The following is a 15549-nucleotide window of genomic DNA, read 5'->3' as shown; positions in this document are numbered from 1 at the left end:
CCTTGGTGGCGGGACTCCCCTCCTGGGAGGGGTAGGGGTGGGTTAAGTGCGTTTAGGGGCTCTTTTTCTGAAAATGCGACAAAACTAAGCAAGCGTCTCTACTATTAGTTTAGATTCAAAAACCCTGCCTCCTGTAAAAAAACCTCTTTGCGTTTAGGGGCTCTTTTTGGAAAAAGAGCCCCTAAACGCTACTTAGTACGGAAAATGATGGGCACAAAAAAACGCCCGGAGCGTCTCCGGGCGTTTTGGGGCTTATTTTGGAAAAAGAGGCGCTAAACGGCTTAGCTGTTTTTCTTCTTCTTGGTCTCTTTCTTGATCTTGGTTTCGTTGCCTTTCTTCTTGATTTTGATCTCAGAATCAGCGGTTTCTATCTCCATCTTGCCGTCCATCTTCACGTCATTCAATGACGGGTTGAATTGGGTGTTGGGGTTGCCGTTGTCTACCAAGGTCATCTCGTTCACCAGGTGGCCGGCTCCGGCGAATTTGTCCATCACGAAAAGCACGTATTTGATATCTACGTTGATGCAGCGCTTGTACTCGGGGTCAAATACCAGGTCGCCGGTCATAGCTTCCCAGTTGCCGTCGAAGGCGAGGCCAATCAGTTCGCCGCGGCCGTTGATCACCGGTGAGCCGGAGTTACCGCCCGTGATGTCATTGTTGGTGATGAAGCCCACGCGCAACTCGCCGTTCTGGCCGTACCGGCCGTAGTCTTTCTGACGGTACAGTTCCATCAGCTTGGCGGGCACAATAAACTCTGGGTTGGTGGGGTCTTCTTTCTCGGCAAGACCGGCCAGGGTAGTGTAGTACTTGTATTGTACGCCATCGCGGGGCTCATAGTCTTTTACGGTACCATAGGTAAGCCGAAGCGTGGAGTTGGCGTCTGGGTAAAACACGCGGTTAGGCTGCATCTCGCGCAGACCGGCCACAAACAGACGGTTGGCACGGGCCAGCGCGGCGTTGTACTCGGTCATCTTAGGCAGGATGTTCTGCTGATAATTTACCTGTACGGCGCGCATCACCTTGAAGGCGGGGTCGCTCTCCAGCACTTTCAGGCTTGGGTTAGCCAGGAACGCGTTGGCTTTGGCTTCTGAGGAAAGCAGAGATTTACTATACACCTCGGCGGCCCATTTCTTGAAATCGCCTTTGTGCTTGCTGGTCAGGTCTTTGAAGATATCGCCGTGCTGGGCTTTGGGAACATCATTGTAGTACATCTGCATAAGCTCCGCGAAGATGCGCTGGTCTGAGGACGGAACGTAGTTCTTGTAGAACTCGGCGTTCATTTCTTTGTAACCGTTTAGCAATTGCTGCTGCTTAGTTTTATCTGCGTTGCCTTCTTTGAGGAAGTTGTACAGCGGCGTGTACTGGTAGGCGTGCGCCATGAGCTGGGCGGCCAAAGCAGCCTCAGAGCGGTAAATGGTAGACAGGTTGTAGCTGCGCTGTCCGGCGTAGGAGGCGTTGATGTCTGTCAGCACGTTGCCATACAGGGCTTTGCGGTCGGCGTTGGCATCGGCCCAGGCCTGGAAGGCTTTCTCTTCGGCGGCTTTCTTGTCCAGGGTTTTCATGCGCTTGATGCCCTCGTTCTGCCCGATGAAGTATTTGTAGTAGTTGCTGATGCTGGCGTACTCAGAGGCCAACTTAAGACGATCTGCCGGCGAGGCATCCATGGCTTCTTTCATAAGCGCCAGACGACGCTCCCGCAGCTTGATGCGCGAAGGATTGGATTGCTCCACGGCCATACCCAAACCGGCACCGGTCATGAAACGGGTGGTACGGCCCGGGAACCCGAACACCATGGAGAAATCACCTTCTTTCACGGGGCTCATAGAGATGGGCAGGTGGTGCTTAGGACGGTACGGCACGTTCTTCTCAGAATAAGTAGCCGGTTTTCCGTCTGGGGCCATGTACACCCTGAACATGGAGAAATCACCGGTATGGCGCGGCCACATCCAGTTGTCGGTATCGCCCCCGAACTTCCCGATGCTCTCCGGCGGAGTTCCCACCAGGCGCACATCTGAGAAACGCTCGTACACGAACATGTAGAATTCATTGCCGTTGAAGAAATCGCGCACGTAAGACACGTATTGGCCGTTGTTCTTGGCAGCATCGGCCAGGGATTTGGAGCGCTCCGCTACCAATTTGCTCCGCTCCTGCTCTGGGGTCTGCGGTGTAATGCCCTGCAACACCTGGCCGGTCACGTCTTCCATACGCACCAGAATGTCTACGAACAGGCCTTCGTTTTTCTTTTCCTGCTCGCGGGTCATGGCCCACCAGCCGTTTTTCAGAATATCGTCCTGCGGGGTGGAGTTTGCCGCGATGGCGTCATACCCGCAGTGGTGGTTGGTGAGCAACAGGCCTTCTTTGGAGATGAACTCGCCGGTGCAGAAGCCCCCGAACTGCACGATGGCGTCTTTGAGGCTGGCGTTGTTCACGTTGTAGATTTCCTCGGCGGTCAGTTGCAGGCCTTGTTTCTGCATATCCACGTGGTTGAGGCGCTTGATGAGCAGCGGCAACCACATGCCCTCGTCGGCGCGGGCCAGGGAAGTCAAGCCCAGCACGCCTACCAGGAGTAGACTATAAACTTTTTTTAGCATAACGTGTGTTAGTTAGAAAGCCCAAAGGTAAGGATTTGTGGCTTTTTTTCCCGATACTAGCGGATATGCAGGCAATCAACTGGCTTTTTAAACATCTCTTTCTGGGCTTGGTGTGGGTGTACCGCTACATGATCTCGCCGCTCACGCCGGGCAGTTGCCGCTTCACGCCCACCTGCTCTGCATACGCGCACCAAGCCATCATGAAATATGGCCCGTTTAAAGGCGGCTGGATGGGCTTGAAACGCATTGGCCGCTGCCACCCTTGGGGCGGTCATGGGTATGATCCGGTGCCGTAAACTGTTTTGGGTCTGTTTCTGAAAAAAGGGCCGCTAAACGCCCTTCGGCTTTGCCCGAAGAATTCCTCTATAAATAAGAATGTGTCTGTACCAATTCTCTGTTTTGCCCGTTTAGAGAACTCAAGATGTAGTGCCATATGCCCTTCACGTTCTCGCACCCTGCCGCGGTTTTGCCTTTGCTTCCCCTGCCCAAAAGATGGCGCTCCATGACCGGACTCATCATTGGCAGCATGGCCCCGGACTTTGAGAAATTCATTACCATGAGCGAGCATGACCCGCACAGCCACTCCTGGCAAGGCCTGTTCTATTTCAACCTCCCGCTGGGGCTGATGCTGGCTTTTGTGTTTCATCTGGTGGTGCGCGATGACTTCATTGCCCATTTGCCCCGGTTTCTGCGGGTGCGCCTGAGCCGGTTCACCGGGTTTGACTGGCGCACCTACTTCCGGAAGAATTATGGCGTCATAATCTTCTCAATACTGGTAGGCGCGGTGTCACATTTGGGGTGGGACAGTTTCACGCATGAAGACGGGCGCGGCGTGCGGCTTTTCCCTATCTTGAAATCAGAAGTGCTGGGCGGCGTGCTGGGCATGAAAGTCTACTCCCTGCTCCAGAAAATCACCTCCGTGGCAGGGGCGCTCGCCACTGCCGCCTACCTTTTGCAGTTGCCCAGAGGAAAAGAGTTGCCCATGTCCAGACAACACATGATCCAGTTTTGGGCGCTGGTGGCGGCAGTGAGCGTGGCGGTGGTGGGCATCCGGTCACAGATTGGGCAGGGCATTGAACTGGGCAGCCTTTACCACCTGTCCATCGTAGGTATTTCTGCCGGACTCACCAGTTTGGTTCTTTCGCCGGTACTTTTGAAACTCAGACATTCCTTTTAACCCATAAGACATGACAGATCAATTTTTACAGGCCGCCCTGGAAGAGGCCCAGAAAAGCTTCGCCGAAGGCGGTATTCCCATTGGGTCGGTGCTGGTGCACCAGGGCCAGATCATCGGCCGGGGCCACAACAAACGGGTACAGAACGGCAGCCCTATCTTGCACGGCGAGATGGATGCGCTGGAGAATGCGGGGAGGCAACCGGCTAAGGTGTACCAGGAAAGTGTGCTGTATACCACTCTTTCGCCCTGCCCCATGTGCTCAGGCACCATTCTGCTCTACGGTATCCCCAAGGTGGTGATAGGCGAGAATAAATCCTTCATGGGCGAAGAAGAATTGCTCCGCTCCCGCGGCGTAGAAGTGACGGTGGTAGACAACCAGGAGTGCTACGCCCTTATGCAGCAGTTTATTAAGGAGAAGCCCCAGGTCTGGAACGAAGACATTGGCGTGTAACTCTCTGCCATCACTGGAAACAGAGTAGTGCGTTTAGGGGCTGTTTTTCCAAAAACAGCCCCTAAACGTTTTTCAGGAGATTGGCAGTTTGTCCAGTGGGCCTTTTCCTGGTGCCGTAAAAAATGTAGCTTGCCTTTTCACCAACACCGCACCCATGGCGTCTGCATTTGCCCATGCCCTGCTGGCCGTTACGCTGGGGAAAGACTACCCCAGAAAAGGCCGCCTCTGGAAGTTCCTGCTGCTGGGGGCGTTCTGCGCCGTCATCCCAGACGCAGATGTGGTCATGTTCAAGCTGGGCGTGCCGTATGAGCATTTTCTGGGGCACCGGGGTTTCTCGCACTCGCTGGTATTCTCGCTGCTGCTGGGCGTGCTGCTTACGCGGCTCTTTTACCGGGGCACACCGCTCACCAGCCGGGCTGGTCTAGCGCTTATCAGTTTTTTCTTTCTGTGCACCGCCTCGCATATTCTGCTGGATGCTCTCACCAACGGCGGCTTGGGCGTGGCCGTTTTCTCTCCCTTTGACAATACCCGCTATTTTCTGCCGTGGCGCCCCATCCAGGTGTCGCCCATTGGGGCTGGGAAGTTCTTCAGCGAGCGCGGACTGGCGGTGCTGAAAAGCGAGGCGGTTTGGGTGGGTCTGCCGTGTCTGGCCTATGTGCTGGCGGTGGCCGTTGCCAAGAAGCTTCGCCGATAACTTTCCGCTAATATTCCGGTGGGTGAACTGTCTGCGCACCTGTTTTAAGCCTGATTTTCAAAAAACAGCCCCTAAACGGAAATAAGCAAGAAAACCTGATGGTTCTAAATCCGCAAACTTTCTGTTTGCCGTAGCTGTTGTACAGACACCAACCCATGATGCACGTTCAATCCATGAAAAATAGCTTTTTGTACGCTGTCCTGTTCCTGTTGCCCCTGCTCAGTTGCCAGCGCGCCACTGATACAACTACCCAACAGGCCGCTCCGCCGCTGGCCCTTACCGCCGCCCAATCGCAGCCCGCTGGCCAGGGCAAACCCAACAACCCGTATTACTCCCGCACAGATACCAGCAAACTGCGCATTTCTGACGCCGAGTGGAAGAAAGTGCTGCCCGAGGATGTCTACTACATCGCGCGCAAGAAAGGCACTGAACGCGCTTTCACCGGCAAACTCTGGAACTTCACTGGCCGGGGCACCTATTACTGCGCCGCCTGCGGAAACAAGTTGTTCAAGTCAGACGCCAAGTTCGCGAGCGACTGCGGCTGGCCCAGTTTCTTTGAGACCATCCGGAAGAACGCGGTCATTTACCAAGCAGACAATTCACTGGGCATGGAGCGCATAGAGGTCCTGTGCGGCCGCTGCGACGGGCACCTGGGCCACCTCTTCGATGATGGCCCTGCCCCCACCGGCAAGCGCTACTGCATGAACTCCATCTCCCTTGATTTTGAGCCGAACAACCCCTTGCAGGTAAATTAAAGGCACCTGCCGCTAAACGGAAAGGCCCCGCAGTTACTCTCAACTGCGGGGCCTTTCCGTTTAGCGGCCGTTTTTCCTAAAACAAGGCCAAAACGTCTTTCGTACTAGTTTCTTGGCCAAAACAGGTGAACTCCTGCCAACCGGCCCGTTAAAAATCGGTTTTATTTTTTAACCTATACTACATTATCAGCAAGATGAAACGTCCCCCTTCATTTCTTCTGTTCACCCTCATTTCCCTGCCTTTTATCTTCTTCCTCAGCGGTTTCACGTTCTCCTACCTCACCGCCAGTGATCTGCTCAGGCTGGCCAAACTGCCTAGCGCCGTGACCGAAAGCTCTGGCCTGGAACTGGCCGATGCTCCCAACACCTACTGGACCCACAATGACGCCGGTAACGCGCCCGTGCTTTACAAGATAGATGAACAGGGGAAACTGCTGCAGGAAATCACCGTGCCCGGCACCACCAACACAGACTGGGAAGACCTGGCCAAAGACAACAAAGGTTACCTCTACATTGGTGACACCGGCAACAACAGCAACAAACGCAAAGACCTACACATCTATAAAGTCTCCACCAAAAACGGCCTGAAAGCCCAGGAGATACACTTCACCTACCCAGATCTGCCCAAGGGCAAGATTGCCAAGGAAGACCGCAACTTTGACTGCGAGGCCTTTTTCTGGCACAACGGCAAGCTGTACCTCCTCTCCAAAGACCGCGGGGCCTCCCGGTTCGCCAAGCTCTATGAACTGCCAGACCAACCCGGCACCCACACCGCCCGCCTGGTGGGCAAGAAAGAACTGCCCGGCCTGGTCACCTCCGCCGACATCAGCCCCGATGGCCGCCAATTAGCCGTGCTCACCTACGGCAAAGTTCACCTCTACTCCGTGGCCAAAGGCGTGACTCAGTTCCTGACCCAGCAACCAAAAATCCTGGACCTGCAGGAGAGCGGCCAGGCCGAAGCCGTACTCTTCAAAGACAGCCGCACGCTTATGCTGACCAACGAGGAAGGCCATCTGTTCAAGTATTCCCTATAGCGCATTCCGGCTACCGCCGATGTTCCTCCCATAGAAAACGCCCGGGCCCCGCAGCAAGCACTGCGGGGCCCGGGCGTTTAGGGGCCGTTTTTCCAGAAACTGGCTAAAACTGGCTTACGCCTTGGCCTGCCCCGGTACCTTTGGCTGCTTCAGGGCATATACCAGCACCGCAATGCCAATGAGCACCAACGGAATGCTCAGCCACTGGCCCATGTTCAGGGGCAGCGCGTCTTCAAACTTCTCCTGGTTCTCCTTGGTGAACTCAATCAGGAACCGGAACGTGAACAGCAGCGTCACAAACAAGCCAAACAGCAGCCCTCTGATCTGGCCCGCCCCTCTTTTCCAGAGCAGGTACAGCAGAATGAACAGCACAATACAGAAAAGGCTCTCATACAGCTGCGACGGATGGCGTGGGTCCAGGTACGCGGGTACGTTGTTGAATAATTCGCCGTTGCGCACAAACTTGAAGGCCCAGGGCAGATCTGTGGGTTTGCCAATGATCTCTGAGTTCATGAGGTTCCCCAACCTGATACAGGCCCCGCCCAAAGCGGTCACAATCACAATGCGGTCCAGCACCCAGAGGTAGTCAAACTTGTATTTGCGGCAGAACAGGTACAGTGAAATAAGAATGCCTATGGTACCGCCGTGGCTGGCCAGACCGCCTTCCCAGATCTTAAGAATGTCAAGGGGGTTAGACAGGTAGTACACCGGGTCATAGAACAGGCAGTGGCCCAGGCGGGCGCCAATCACGGTGCCCACAATCATGTACATGGTCAGGATGTCCACGTCCTCATCGGTGCGGCCGTCTTTGCGGTAAATGTATTTCTCAATGGGTTGCGTGAGCACAAACGCCAGCGCGAAAAGCAACCCGTACCAGCGCACCGTTACCGGGCCCAGCGAAAAGAGATCAGGGGAAACGTCCCAGGTAATAAAGTTCAGCATCTCAAAACAGTTAGAGGGCTAAAATTACAATTTAATCTAGCAGTGACAAGAATCACTTATTTAACTAATCACTAACCGAAACACTTTACCTTAAAATGATGTTACTTTGCAGGCGCAAATGCAAGAGCGATAGAACAGAACGTTTTGCCGCTATTCCAGAACGGCAGAGAGCCGCGGGCTTTGCTGCCACAGCAACTTTATACCTTATATGTCAACTGTAACTACTGATATCTGTATCATCGGCGCTGGGCCGGTGGGGCTGTTCGCGGTGTTTGAGGCGGGCCTACTCAAGATGAAATGCCACGTCATTGACGCATTGCCCCAGGTGGGCGGCCAACTCTCTGAGATCTACCCCAAGAAGCCTATCTATGATATACCGGGTTTCCCGTCTATTCTGGCCGGCGACCTCATCAAAAACCAAATGGAGCAGATTGCGCCCTTCCACCCAACTTTCACGCTGGGTGAGCGGGTGGAGGAGCTGGAGAAGCTGGAAGACGGCTCTTTCAAAGTGGTAAGCTCAGAGGGCACTGAGATTTTCTGTAAAGTGGTGGTGATTGCCGGTGGCTTGGGTTCTTTTGAGCCCCGCAAACCGGCCATTGAAAACCTGGCCAACTATGAAGGCGGCAAAGGCGTGAACTACATGATCCTGGACCCAGAGCACTTCCGTGACAAGCGCGTGGTGCTGGCCGGCGGCGGAGACTCTGCTCTGGACTGGGCTATTTTCCTAGCCGATGTAGCCAAAGAACTAACCTTGGTACACCGCGGCACCACCTTCAGAGGGGCCCCGGAATCGGCGGCCAAGGTAACCAGCCTCGCGGAGGAAGGCCACATGCGCCTGCTCCTGAAGTCTAACGTGACCGAAGTACACGGCAATGGCCAATTGGAAGCCGTAACCGTGGTGCCAGACGGCGCAGACGCTTACCAGATTGAGACCGATTACTTTATCCCGCTCTTCGGGTTGGTGCCTAAACTGGGTCCGCTGGAGAACTGGGGACTGGAGCTGGACAAATCAGCCATTGTGGTCAACACCTTTGACTACAGCACCAACATTCCGGGCGTATACGCCATTGGCGACATCAACACCTACCCCGGTAAGCTGAAGTTGATCCTGTGCGGGTACCATGAGGCCGCTCTCATGGCCCAGAGCGCTTACAACGTGATTTACCCAGACAAGAAATTCGTGCTCAAATACACTACCGTGAACGGAGTGCCAACCCTGTAAGCTTATGCAAGAAGACATCACCGTTTACGTAGAAACCGCCACTGGCGAACGCGTGGAGGTTCTCATTCCCACAGACATGGGCCTAAGCCTCATGGAAGGCCTCAAGGCGAACGAGCTGGATATTCTGGCTACCTGCGGCGGCATGGCACTCTGCGCCACCTGCCACGTAGAACTGCTGCAGGCGCCGGAACTGCCCGAGCCGTCAGACGATGAACTGTACATGCTGGAGAACCTGCCTAACCTCACAGACAGTAGCCGGCTTTCCTGCCAGATCAAGGTAACCCCAGCCCTTAACGGAACGGTGCTGCGCCTGAAAGGCAACGACTAGACTTTTCCGGCCTCTGGTTGACAGCCCCATCTGGTACTGCCTATTGCAGTACCAGATGGGGCTGCTATTTTTTTATATAATAGAACTATTCCTACACAGAATTACGTATCTGTTTAACTATGCAGTGATTTTTACAGTACTTTCAGAAGGATTTTTTATATTGTAACCCTAAAAAATTTGATATAATATCTTATTCATCCTGTTAAAGCATCTTATAGATGGAAGTGATTGCATATGAGGAAGCACAAAAAATTTGGCGACAAGCTTTCAGAGAGTCTACCGTAACAGACCTCAAGCTTGAGCTGGAAATTCATAAAAAGCTAGTAAACATCTTTCAGGTAGGAGACTATTACTATTTCATTTTCAACTGCCAAGACCCTCAATTTGAGTTTGTCAGTGATACTGTGGAAACAGTATTGGGATACCCGTCAGAGGAGTTCACGCTGCCTCTAGCTTTGGAGCGCATTCACCCAGATGACTTGCCTTGGTTTCTGAGCTTTGAGCAAAGCGCGGTAGAGTTCTTCAAACAGTTACGGCCAGACCAGGTTCCCAAGTATAAGCTTCGCTATGATTTCCGTATCAAAAAAGCCAACGGAGAATACATAAGGGTCTTACACCAGGTAATTCCTATTCATGTAGACGCAAGCGGTTTGGTGTTGCACACCCTGTGCCTGCACACAGTCATTAGCCACCTGAAACAGGAAGGCAAACCGGTTCTGTCTTTCATTGGCTTAGAAGATGAGCCGTCTTACATAGATGTCAACGTACAAAATGTTTTCTCTTCAAAAAAAGAGATCCTGAGCCGCCGCGAGAAAGAGATTCTGTCTCTGCTTATTGCCGGGCATTCCAGCCACCAAATCAGCGAAAAACTGCACATCAGCACTCATACCGTCAACACACACAGGAAAAATATTCTGGCCAAAACAGGTCTTTCCACCACCTCAGAACTGGTGGCCAAGGCCGTGCGCGAAGGCTGGGTGTAAATATAGCAGGTGCTCCCTCGCTCTCCTGCGCCACGTTAATTCGTGCACTTATGCTTCGGGCGTTTAGGGGCTGTTTTTCAGAAAACAGCCCCTAAACGCCCGAAGTGCTTTCATAGAACGGCGCCTCGCCTGCACAAGAGCACCTTGGGCTATTGCGCCTGTTAGTCCATTACTCCTTTGGAACAGTGGTTTCCCATTTTCTGTGCACACTCTTTTCCCCTCCACAAGTAAAACTCTTTTTCACAACCAGTTACAATTACAGGCTTAAGTACAGCATGTTAAAGTTTCGTTAAAACCCTCCTTTTTCAGCATGCCACTGTAATAATCTGGCTTGGCAAGGTACTAATGGGACAACTGAATGAATCTGAAGTTAGATAACCGAGCAATATGCGGCTCATCTCTTCTTCCACTCTCATCAGGCAAAGCACATACCTTCTATACACTTTTATGAAAAAGTTTCTGCTCTTAACCCTGTTAAGCTGCGCCTCCTCTGCCCCGCTCTGGGCGCAGAACCCAGTCAACACTCCACGTCCGCAGGCGGCTCCCGCCGGTGTTGCCCCGGCAGTACAGGGCACTGGAAGAATCACCGGAACCATTGTAGACGCTGAGTCCTCTAAACCCGTGGAGTTTGCCACTATTGCCCTGATCAACGCCAGCACCGGCAAGACGGTAGACGGCACCGTGACCGACGACAAAGGCCGTTTCTCGTTAGCCAGAGTGGCCAACGGCACTTACACCCTCAACATCAGCTTCATTGGCTATGAAACCAAGGAGATGAAGCAAGTCACTATCTCGCCCAGTGATCAGACAGCCAATCTGAACCGCATCACCCTGGCTCCTGCCCAGACTAAACTCCAAGAGGTGACCGTGGTGGGCGAGAAACCACTCATTGAAGACAAAGTAGACCGTCTGGTGTACAACGCCGAGAAGGACATTACCAACACCGGGGGCACGGCAGCCGATGTGATGCAGAAAGTCCCTTCCATCTCGCTGGACCAGGACGGCAACATCCAGATGCGCGGCAGTGGCAACGTGCGGGTACTCATCAACGGCAAGCCTTCTACCATGATGGCCGGCAGCGTGGCTGATGCCCTGAAGCAGATTCCGGCTGACGTGATCAAGAACGTGGAGGTGATCACCAGTCCCTCGGCAAAATATGACGCCGAAGGTACCGCGGGCATCATCAACATTGTGACGAAGAAAAACAGCCTGGCCGGCGTAACTGGCTCCACCACCCTTACCGCCGGTACCCGGGGCAGCAATGGCAACGCGAACGTGAGCATGCGGCAAGGCAAACTAGGTGTCAACGTGACTGCAGGCGCAACCCGCTTCTACAGCAAAGGCACCATGGACCAGACCCGCACAAATCAGGAAATATCAAAAACAGGGGAGAAATTTGAGAATACGACCACGCAGTTGGGCACCAGCACCGTAGACGGCATGTTCGGGTTTGGGCAATTGGGTCTGGACTATGACATCAATGAGAAAAACACGCTTTCAGCCGGCATTAGGGTGAACAGTGGTGAATTCAAGCTGCGTTCACACCAGCTGACCAACACCTTTGAAGCGGCGCAGAATGAAGCAAGGAACGGGTTTCTTTCTCCCCGCCTTACAGATGAATACAACCTGTCCATGAAGAACAACAACAACCGGTTGAGCATGGACCTGAACCTGGACTACACCCACCAGTTCAAGAAACCGCAGCAGGAGCTTACGTTGTTAGCGCTCTACAGCCAGACCGACCAGGACAACAACATGAACCTTGGCTACTATGAACTGGAAGGACCGTTGCGGTTCAACAACATGAACGAGAACGAAGGCCTGAACAAAGAGCTTACCTTCCAGGCAGATTACGCCCACCCTATGCCTAAAAACACCCTGCTGGAAGTAGGGGCCAAAGGAATTCTGCGCGATGTTTCCAGTAAGTCTCTCTATAACGGGGTGGACCTCAACGGAGCATTCAACTATGACCAGAACGTGATTGCTTCCTACCTCTCTTACGGGTTCAACCTGAACAAGAAGACGGCCCTTAGATTTGGCGGCCGCTATGAGTATACAGACGTAGCCGGCGATTTCGTTAACCCGGCGCAGGACTTCGCCACCAACTATGACAACTTCATCCCCAACATCACGCTGGCGTATGACCTGAAGCCCAACATGAAGTTGCGCACCACTTTTACCCAGCGTATCCAGCGGCCCCAGTTGTTCTTCCTGAACCCGTACCGCCAGCAGCAAGGCATTAACGTTACGTACGGTAATCCCAGACTGGATGCCGAACTCACCGATTCCTACGAGATTAACTACAGCACGTTCTTCAAGACCACCGCGCTCAACGTGTCGGCGTACATGCGGGTAACCGACAACGCCATTGAACAAGTGACTGAGGTATTGCGGGATACTACATTTACCACCTACAACAACATTGCCAAGAACAAGACCTACGGCATGAGTTTGTCTGGCTCCACCAAACCGGTACCGGCCTGGAACATCAACGGGAACATCAACCTGTATTATGTGGAACTGAACGCCCCCTTCGCCTCTAATGATGGGGTGATGTACAACATCAATGTGAGCTCTGGCTATACGTTTGGGAAAGGAATCAGTGCCCAGTTCTCCGGCGGCTTCAACTCTTCCCGCGTGCAGCTTCAGGGCGAGGCTTCCTCGTTCTCCTACCATAACCTAGCCATCCGGAAGGAATTGTTTGAGAAGAAAGGAGCCATCAGTTTGGGCATGGACAACCCTTTCCGGAGAGCGCTTACGTTTGAGAACCGCCTGGCCGGAGAAAACCAAACAGATAGGCTACCTTTCAGCACGTATTCTCAGGTGCAGCAGTACAACCGTGGTTTCAGGCTGACGTTTGAGTACCGGTTCGGGAAGATGCAGCAGCAGGGTCCGCCTAAACGCAAGAAATCCATCCGGAACGATGACGCCAAGCAGGGCGACAGCACCGGAGGCGTTCAGTAATACTTTCAATAAAGATCACGAGAGAGCGATGGCAGCAGTGTCATCGCTCTTTTTGTATAGGGTGTTTTAGGGGCGTTTTTCAGAAAATAAGCTTAAATTGATAATAAACTGCTTTTCGCCAGCAATATACCCTACTTCTATATACAATAGTTTATATATACGAGCCGTTACAGTAGAGTAAAAAGAACAGCAAACCCATGGCTGTCGCTAAGGCACTGAGGCTACCCGCAAATGCTGCTTATGACGGTTGTGCTTACCCGGTAATTTTTCTCAAGCTTTATATTTTCATCACTTAATCAGGCCTCCAATGACCCAGTGTATGAATGCCCTGTTTTCAATGTGCTTGCTTTTGGTGCTGTGTTCGCCCATGGTTTCCCAAGCCGCTCCTTGGCTGGAGAAAACCCCGCAAAAAGGTCTTGTTACCGGCATTGTAGTGGACGCAGGTACGGGCGAGACCATTGGGTACGCCAGCGTGGGAGTAGTGGAGACGGAGACCGGTACCATCGCTGATGAGGAAGGCAGCTTTTCGCTGACCGTTCCCGAGGCGCACTTCGGGAAAACGCTCCGGATTTCGGCCATCGGCTATGCCCCTAAAGATGTGAAAGTAGATGATCTGATAACCCAAACCACGCGGGAGAAACGGGTGAAGGTCTCTTTAACGGCCACGCCCGTGGCCTTACCCGAGGTTCAGGTAAACGCCAGTACCTGGAAAAAGAAGCTGATGGGCGGCAAGCTGGGAACCCAGACCAAGTTCACCCATTCCTTCGTCATTTACCCGCGGCCGCTGCTGGCGAACTTCGGGCGGGAGATTGGTATTCAGATTGGCAACGGGAAACACCTCTCGTTTCTCAACGAGCTGAATTTCTATCTCCACACCAATAAATATGAAGAGGTCTTGTTCCGGCTCAACGTCTACTATCTGAAAAACGGAAAACCCGCCCAGAACCTGCTGTCCGAGCCTATTTACGTGAGCGTAGAGGACCGGAAAACCGGCTGGATAAAGGTGGACTTGGAGCCCTACAACCTCTACGTGGAGGAGGACTTTGTGATCTCATTGGAGTGGGTGGACTGCTACCCTAAAACGCATTCGCAACGGCTTGCCCTCTCGGCCTCGTTGCCCGGTTTACAGACCACTTTGTTCAAAGACGCCAGCCAATCTAAATGGACCAAAGTACCAGCGGTTAATATGGGCATGAACGTAGTGTTACAGCAGAAAGAATAGTCCCTCCGGCAGTGAACAGGTCTGCTCTGTTTTGGGCCAGATTTTGGTAAAACACCCCCTAAACGCGACTGGTTCGCCTCTATTGAATTTCCTGCTTCTGGTTTCCCGCACAAAGTCCCCCTTGTTATGATCTATCTTCTGAATGCCTTTGCCTCGGTTGTCCTGCTGGCAATGGTCTGTGCTCCCTTCACCGGGCAGGCTGCTTCCCGCTATCAGCACCCTGAAAAGGAACTTCTTTCCGGTAAGGTGATCGCTGGCGGCGGTTCTGGTCAGGCCATTGCGTACGCCAGTATAGGAATTCTGGAGGAAGCCGTGGGAACCGTTTCTGATGAGGCCGGTCGGTTTTCTTTGTCCGTGACGGCTGCCCAACGCACCAAGAAGCTCAGAATCTCCGCCATTGGGTATGAGGCCCAAGAACTGAACATCGAAGAGCTGCTGGTCAGCCAAACAGCCCAAAATGCGCTCACCATTACCCTGACTCCGGCCCCGGTGCAGCTAGCCGAGGTAAAAGTGGGCACCAGGAAATGGAAGAATAAAACACTAGGCGGCCATGCCGGGCCCATCACCTTCTTCCACCATAACTTCGGGGTTTTCCAGCGCCCTATTGAGGAAAACCTGGGCCGCGAGCTGGGCATTCTGATCAACAACGGCCCTAAGCCTTCTTTCCTAAGCAAACTCAATTTCTGTCTCACCTCCAACAAATATGATCAGGTAAAACTTAGGGTGAAGATTTACATGCTTAAAGACGGAAAACCGGCCCAAAACATCACTCCCACCAATATTCTTTATACGGTTAAAAACCAGAAAAAAGGCTGGCTGCAAGTTGACCTGGAGCCCTATGGCATGTATGTAGACCAGGATTTCGCGATAGCTCTGGAATGGATTGACTGCGCGCCCAGAACCCAGAACAACAGCCTCACTATTGCCGCCTCCATGCCTGGCTTTCATACCAGTTTCTACAAAGATGCCAGCCAGGCGAAATGGGATAAATGGTCTGCCGTGGGCATGGGCATGAACGTAGAGGTGCAGCAAGAAAATTAAGCTATAACTAAAAAAATAGTTTATATTTAAGCTACTTTTCGGAAAATACCTTCAAAACAGAATGGCCAAATAAACAGAAGCAACCTTTTCCTTTTTGCGCTGTCTTTTGCCAGAAAACGCTTATTCAATCAAAAGAATTTTATCA

Annotated in this window: 14 protein-coding genes; 12 read left to right on the top strand and 2 right to left on the bottom strand. The window is 52.8% G+C overall.

Going from position 1 to position 15549, the window contains the following annotated elements; genetic code table 11:
• Positions 1 to 281: 281 nt before the first annotated feature.
• Positions 282 to 2591, bottom strand: a complete 2310-nt coding sequence (locus tag EFA69_RS06975) for a S46 family peptidase (RefSeq protein WP_183906715.1) — start codon at positions 2589 to 2591, stop codon at positions 282 to 284.
• Positions 2592 to 2656: 65 nt separating this feature from the next.
• Between EFA69_RS06975 and yidD the strand changes: the two genes are divergently transcribed.
• From yidD to EFA69_RS06945, 6 genes are all read left to right on the top strand, one after another.
• Entirely contained in the window at positions 2657 to 2887 is a 231-nt protein-coding gene (gene yidD, locus EFA69_RS06970) for a membrane protein insertion efficiency factor YidD (protein ID WP_123132384.1), read from the top strand.
• Positions 2888 to 3024: 137 nt separating this feature from the next.
• The gene (locus EFA69_RS06965) at positions 3025 to 3768 is read left to right on the top strand and encodes a DUF4184 family protein (RefSeq protein ID WP_123132383.1); all 744 of its coding nucleotides are present in this window, start codon (positions 3025 to 3027) and stop codon (positions 3766 to 3768) included.
• Between the two features lie 10 nt (positions 3769 to 3778).
• Entirely contained in the window at positions 3779 to 4219 is a 441-nt protein-coding gene (locus tag EFA69_RS06960) for a nucleoside deaminase (protein WP_123132382.1), read from the top strand.
• A 154-nt stretch (positions 4220 to 4373) separates the two neighbouring features.
• On the top strand, positions 4374 to 4913 hold the full coding sequence (locus tag EFA69_RS06955) for a metal-dependent hydrolase (protein ID WP_123132381.1): 540 nt from the start codon (positions 4374 to 4376) through the stop codon (positions 4911 to 4913).
• Positions 4914 to 5086: 173 nt separating this feature from the next.
• A complete protein-coding gene (gene msrB / locus EFA69_RS06950) occupies positions 5087 to 5668 on the top strand; it encodes a peptide-methionine (R)-S-oxide reductase MsrB (protein ID WP_123132380.1) in 582 nt (193 codons plus the stop codon).
• Between the two features lie 194 nt (positions 5669 to 5862).
• Positions 5863 to 6702 (top strand): hypothetical protein, encoded by an 840-nt coding sequence (locus tag EFA69_RS06945; protein ID WP_123132379.1) that lies wholly within the window; start codon positions 5863 to 5865, stop codon positions 6700 to 6702.
• A gap of 114 nt (positions 6703 to 6816) precedes the next feature.
• Here the strand turns inward: EFA69_RS06945 and lgt are convergent, their stop codons facing one another.
• Positions 6817 to 7644 carry a prolipoprotein diacylglyceryl transferase gene (lgt, locus tag EFA69_RS06940; protein ID WP_123132378.1) on the bottom strand — a complete coding sequence of 276 codons (828 nt, stop codon included), beginning with the start codon at positions 7642 to 7644 and terminating at the stop codon, positions 6817 to 6819.
• Between the two features lie 208 nt (positions 7645 to 7852).
• Here lgt and EFA69_RS06935 point away from each other — a divergent pair, with 208 nt between their 5' ends.
• The 6 genes from EFA69_RS06935 to EFA69_RS06910 all read left to right on the top strand — a co-directional run bounded on the left by EFA69_RS06935 (position 7853) and on the right by EFA69_RS06910 (position 15404).
• Complete coding sequence (locus EFA69_RS06935; RefSeq protein WP_123132377.1) at positions 7853 to 8866, top strand: NAD(P)/FAD-dependent oxidoreductase; 1014 nt, start codon at positions 7853 to 7855, stop codon at positions 8864 to 8866.
• A 4-nt stretch (positions 8867 to 8870) separates the two neighbouring features.
• Positions 8871 to 9194: a 2Fe-2S iron-sulfur cluster-binding protein gene (locus EFA69_RS06930; protein WP_123132376.1), complete on the top strand. Its 324-nt coding sequence runs from the start codon at positions 8871 to 8873 to the stop codon at positions 9192 to 9194.
• A gap of 218 nt (positions 9195 to 9412) precedes the next feature.
• Positions 9413 to 10177 (top strand): helix-turn-helix transcriptional regulator, encoded by a 765-nt coding sequence (locus EFA69_RS06925; protein ID WP_123132375.1) that lies wholly within the window; start codon positions 9413 to 9415, stop codon positions 10175 to 10177.
• A 447-nt stretch (positions 10178 to 10624) separates the two neighbouring features.
• Entirely contained in the window at positions 10625 to 13141 is a 2517-nt protein-coding gene (locus EFA69_RS06920) for a TonB-dependent receptor domain-containing protein (RefSeq protein WP_123132374.1), read from the top strand.
• A gap of 367 nt (positions 13142 to 13508) precedes the next feature.
• On the top strand, positions 13509 to 14363 hold the full coding sequence (locus tag EFA69_RS06915) for a carboxypeptidase-like regulatory domain-containing protein (protein WP_221175690.1): 855 nt from the start codon (positions 13509 to 13511) through the stop codon (positions 14361 to 14363).
• A gap of 126 nt (positions 14364 to 14489) precedes the next feature.
• The gene (locus EFA69_RS06910; RefSeq protein WP_123132372.1) at positions 14490 to 15404 is read left to right on the top strand and encodes a carboxypeptidase-like regulatory domain-containing protein; all 915 of its coding nucleotides are present in this window, start codon (positions 14490 to 14492) and stop codon (positions 15402 to 15404) included.
• The last annotated feature ends 145 nt before the right edge of the window (positions 15405 to 15549 follow it).

The organism is Rufibacter immobilis, from assembly GCF_003721565.1.
Lineage (GTDB): Bacteria > Bacteroidota > Bacteroidia > Cytophagales > Hymenobacteraceae > Nibribacter > Nibribacter immobilis.
Note: the sequence above shows the minus strand (reverse complement) of the source record. Positions and strands in the feature narration are given on the sequence as shown.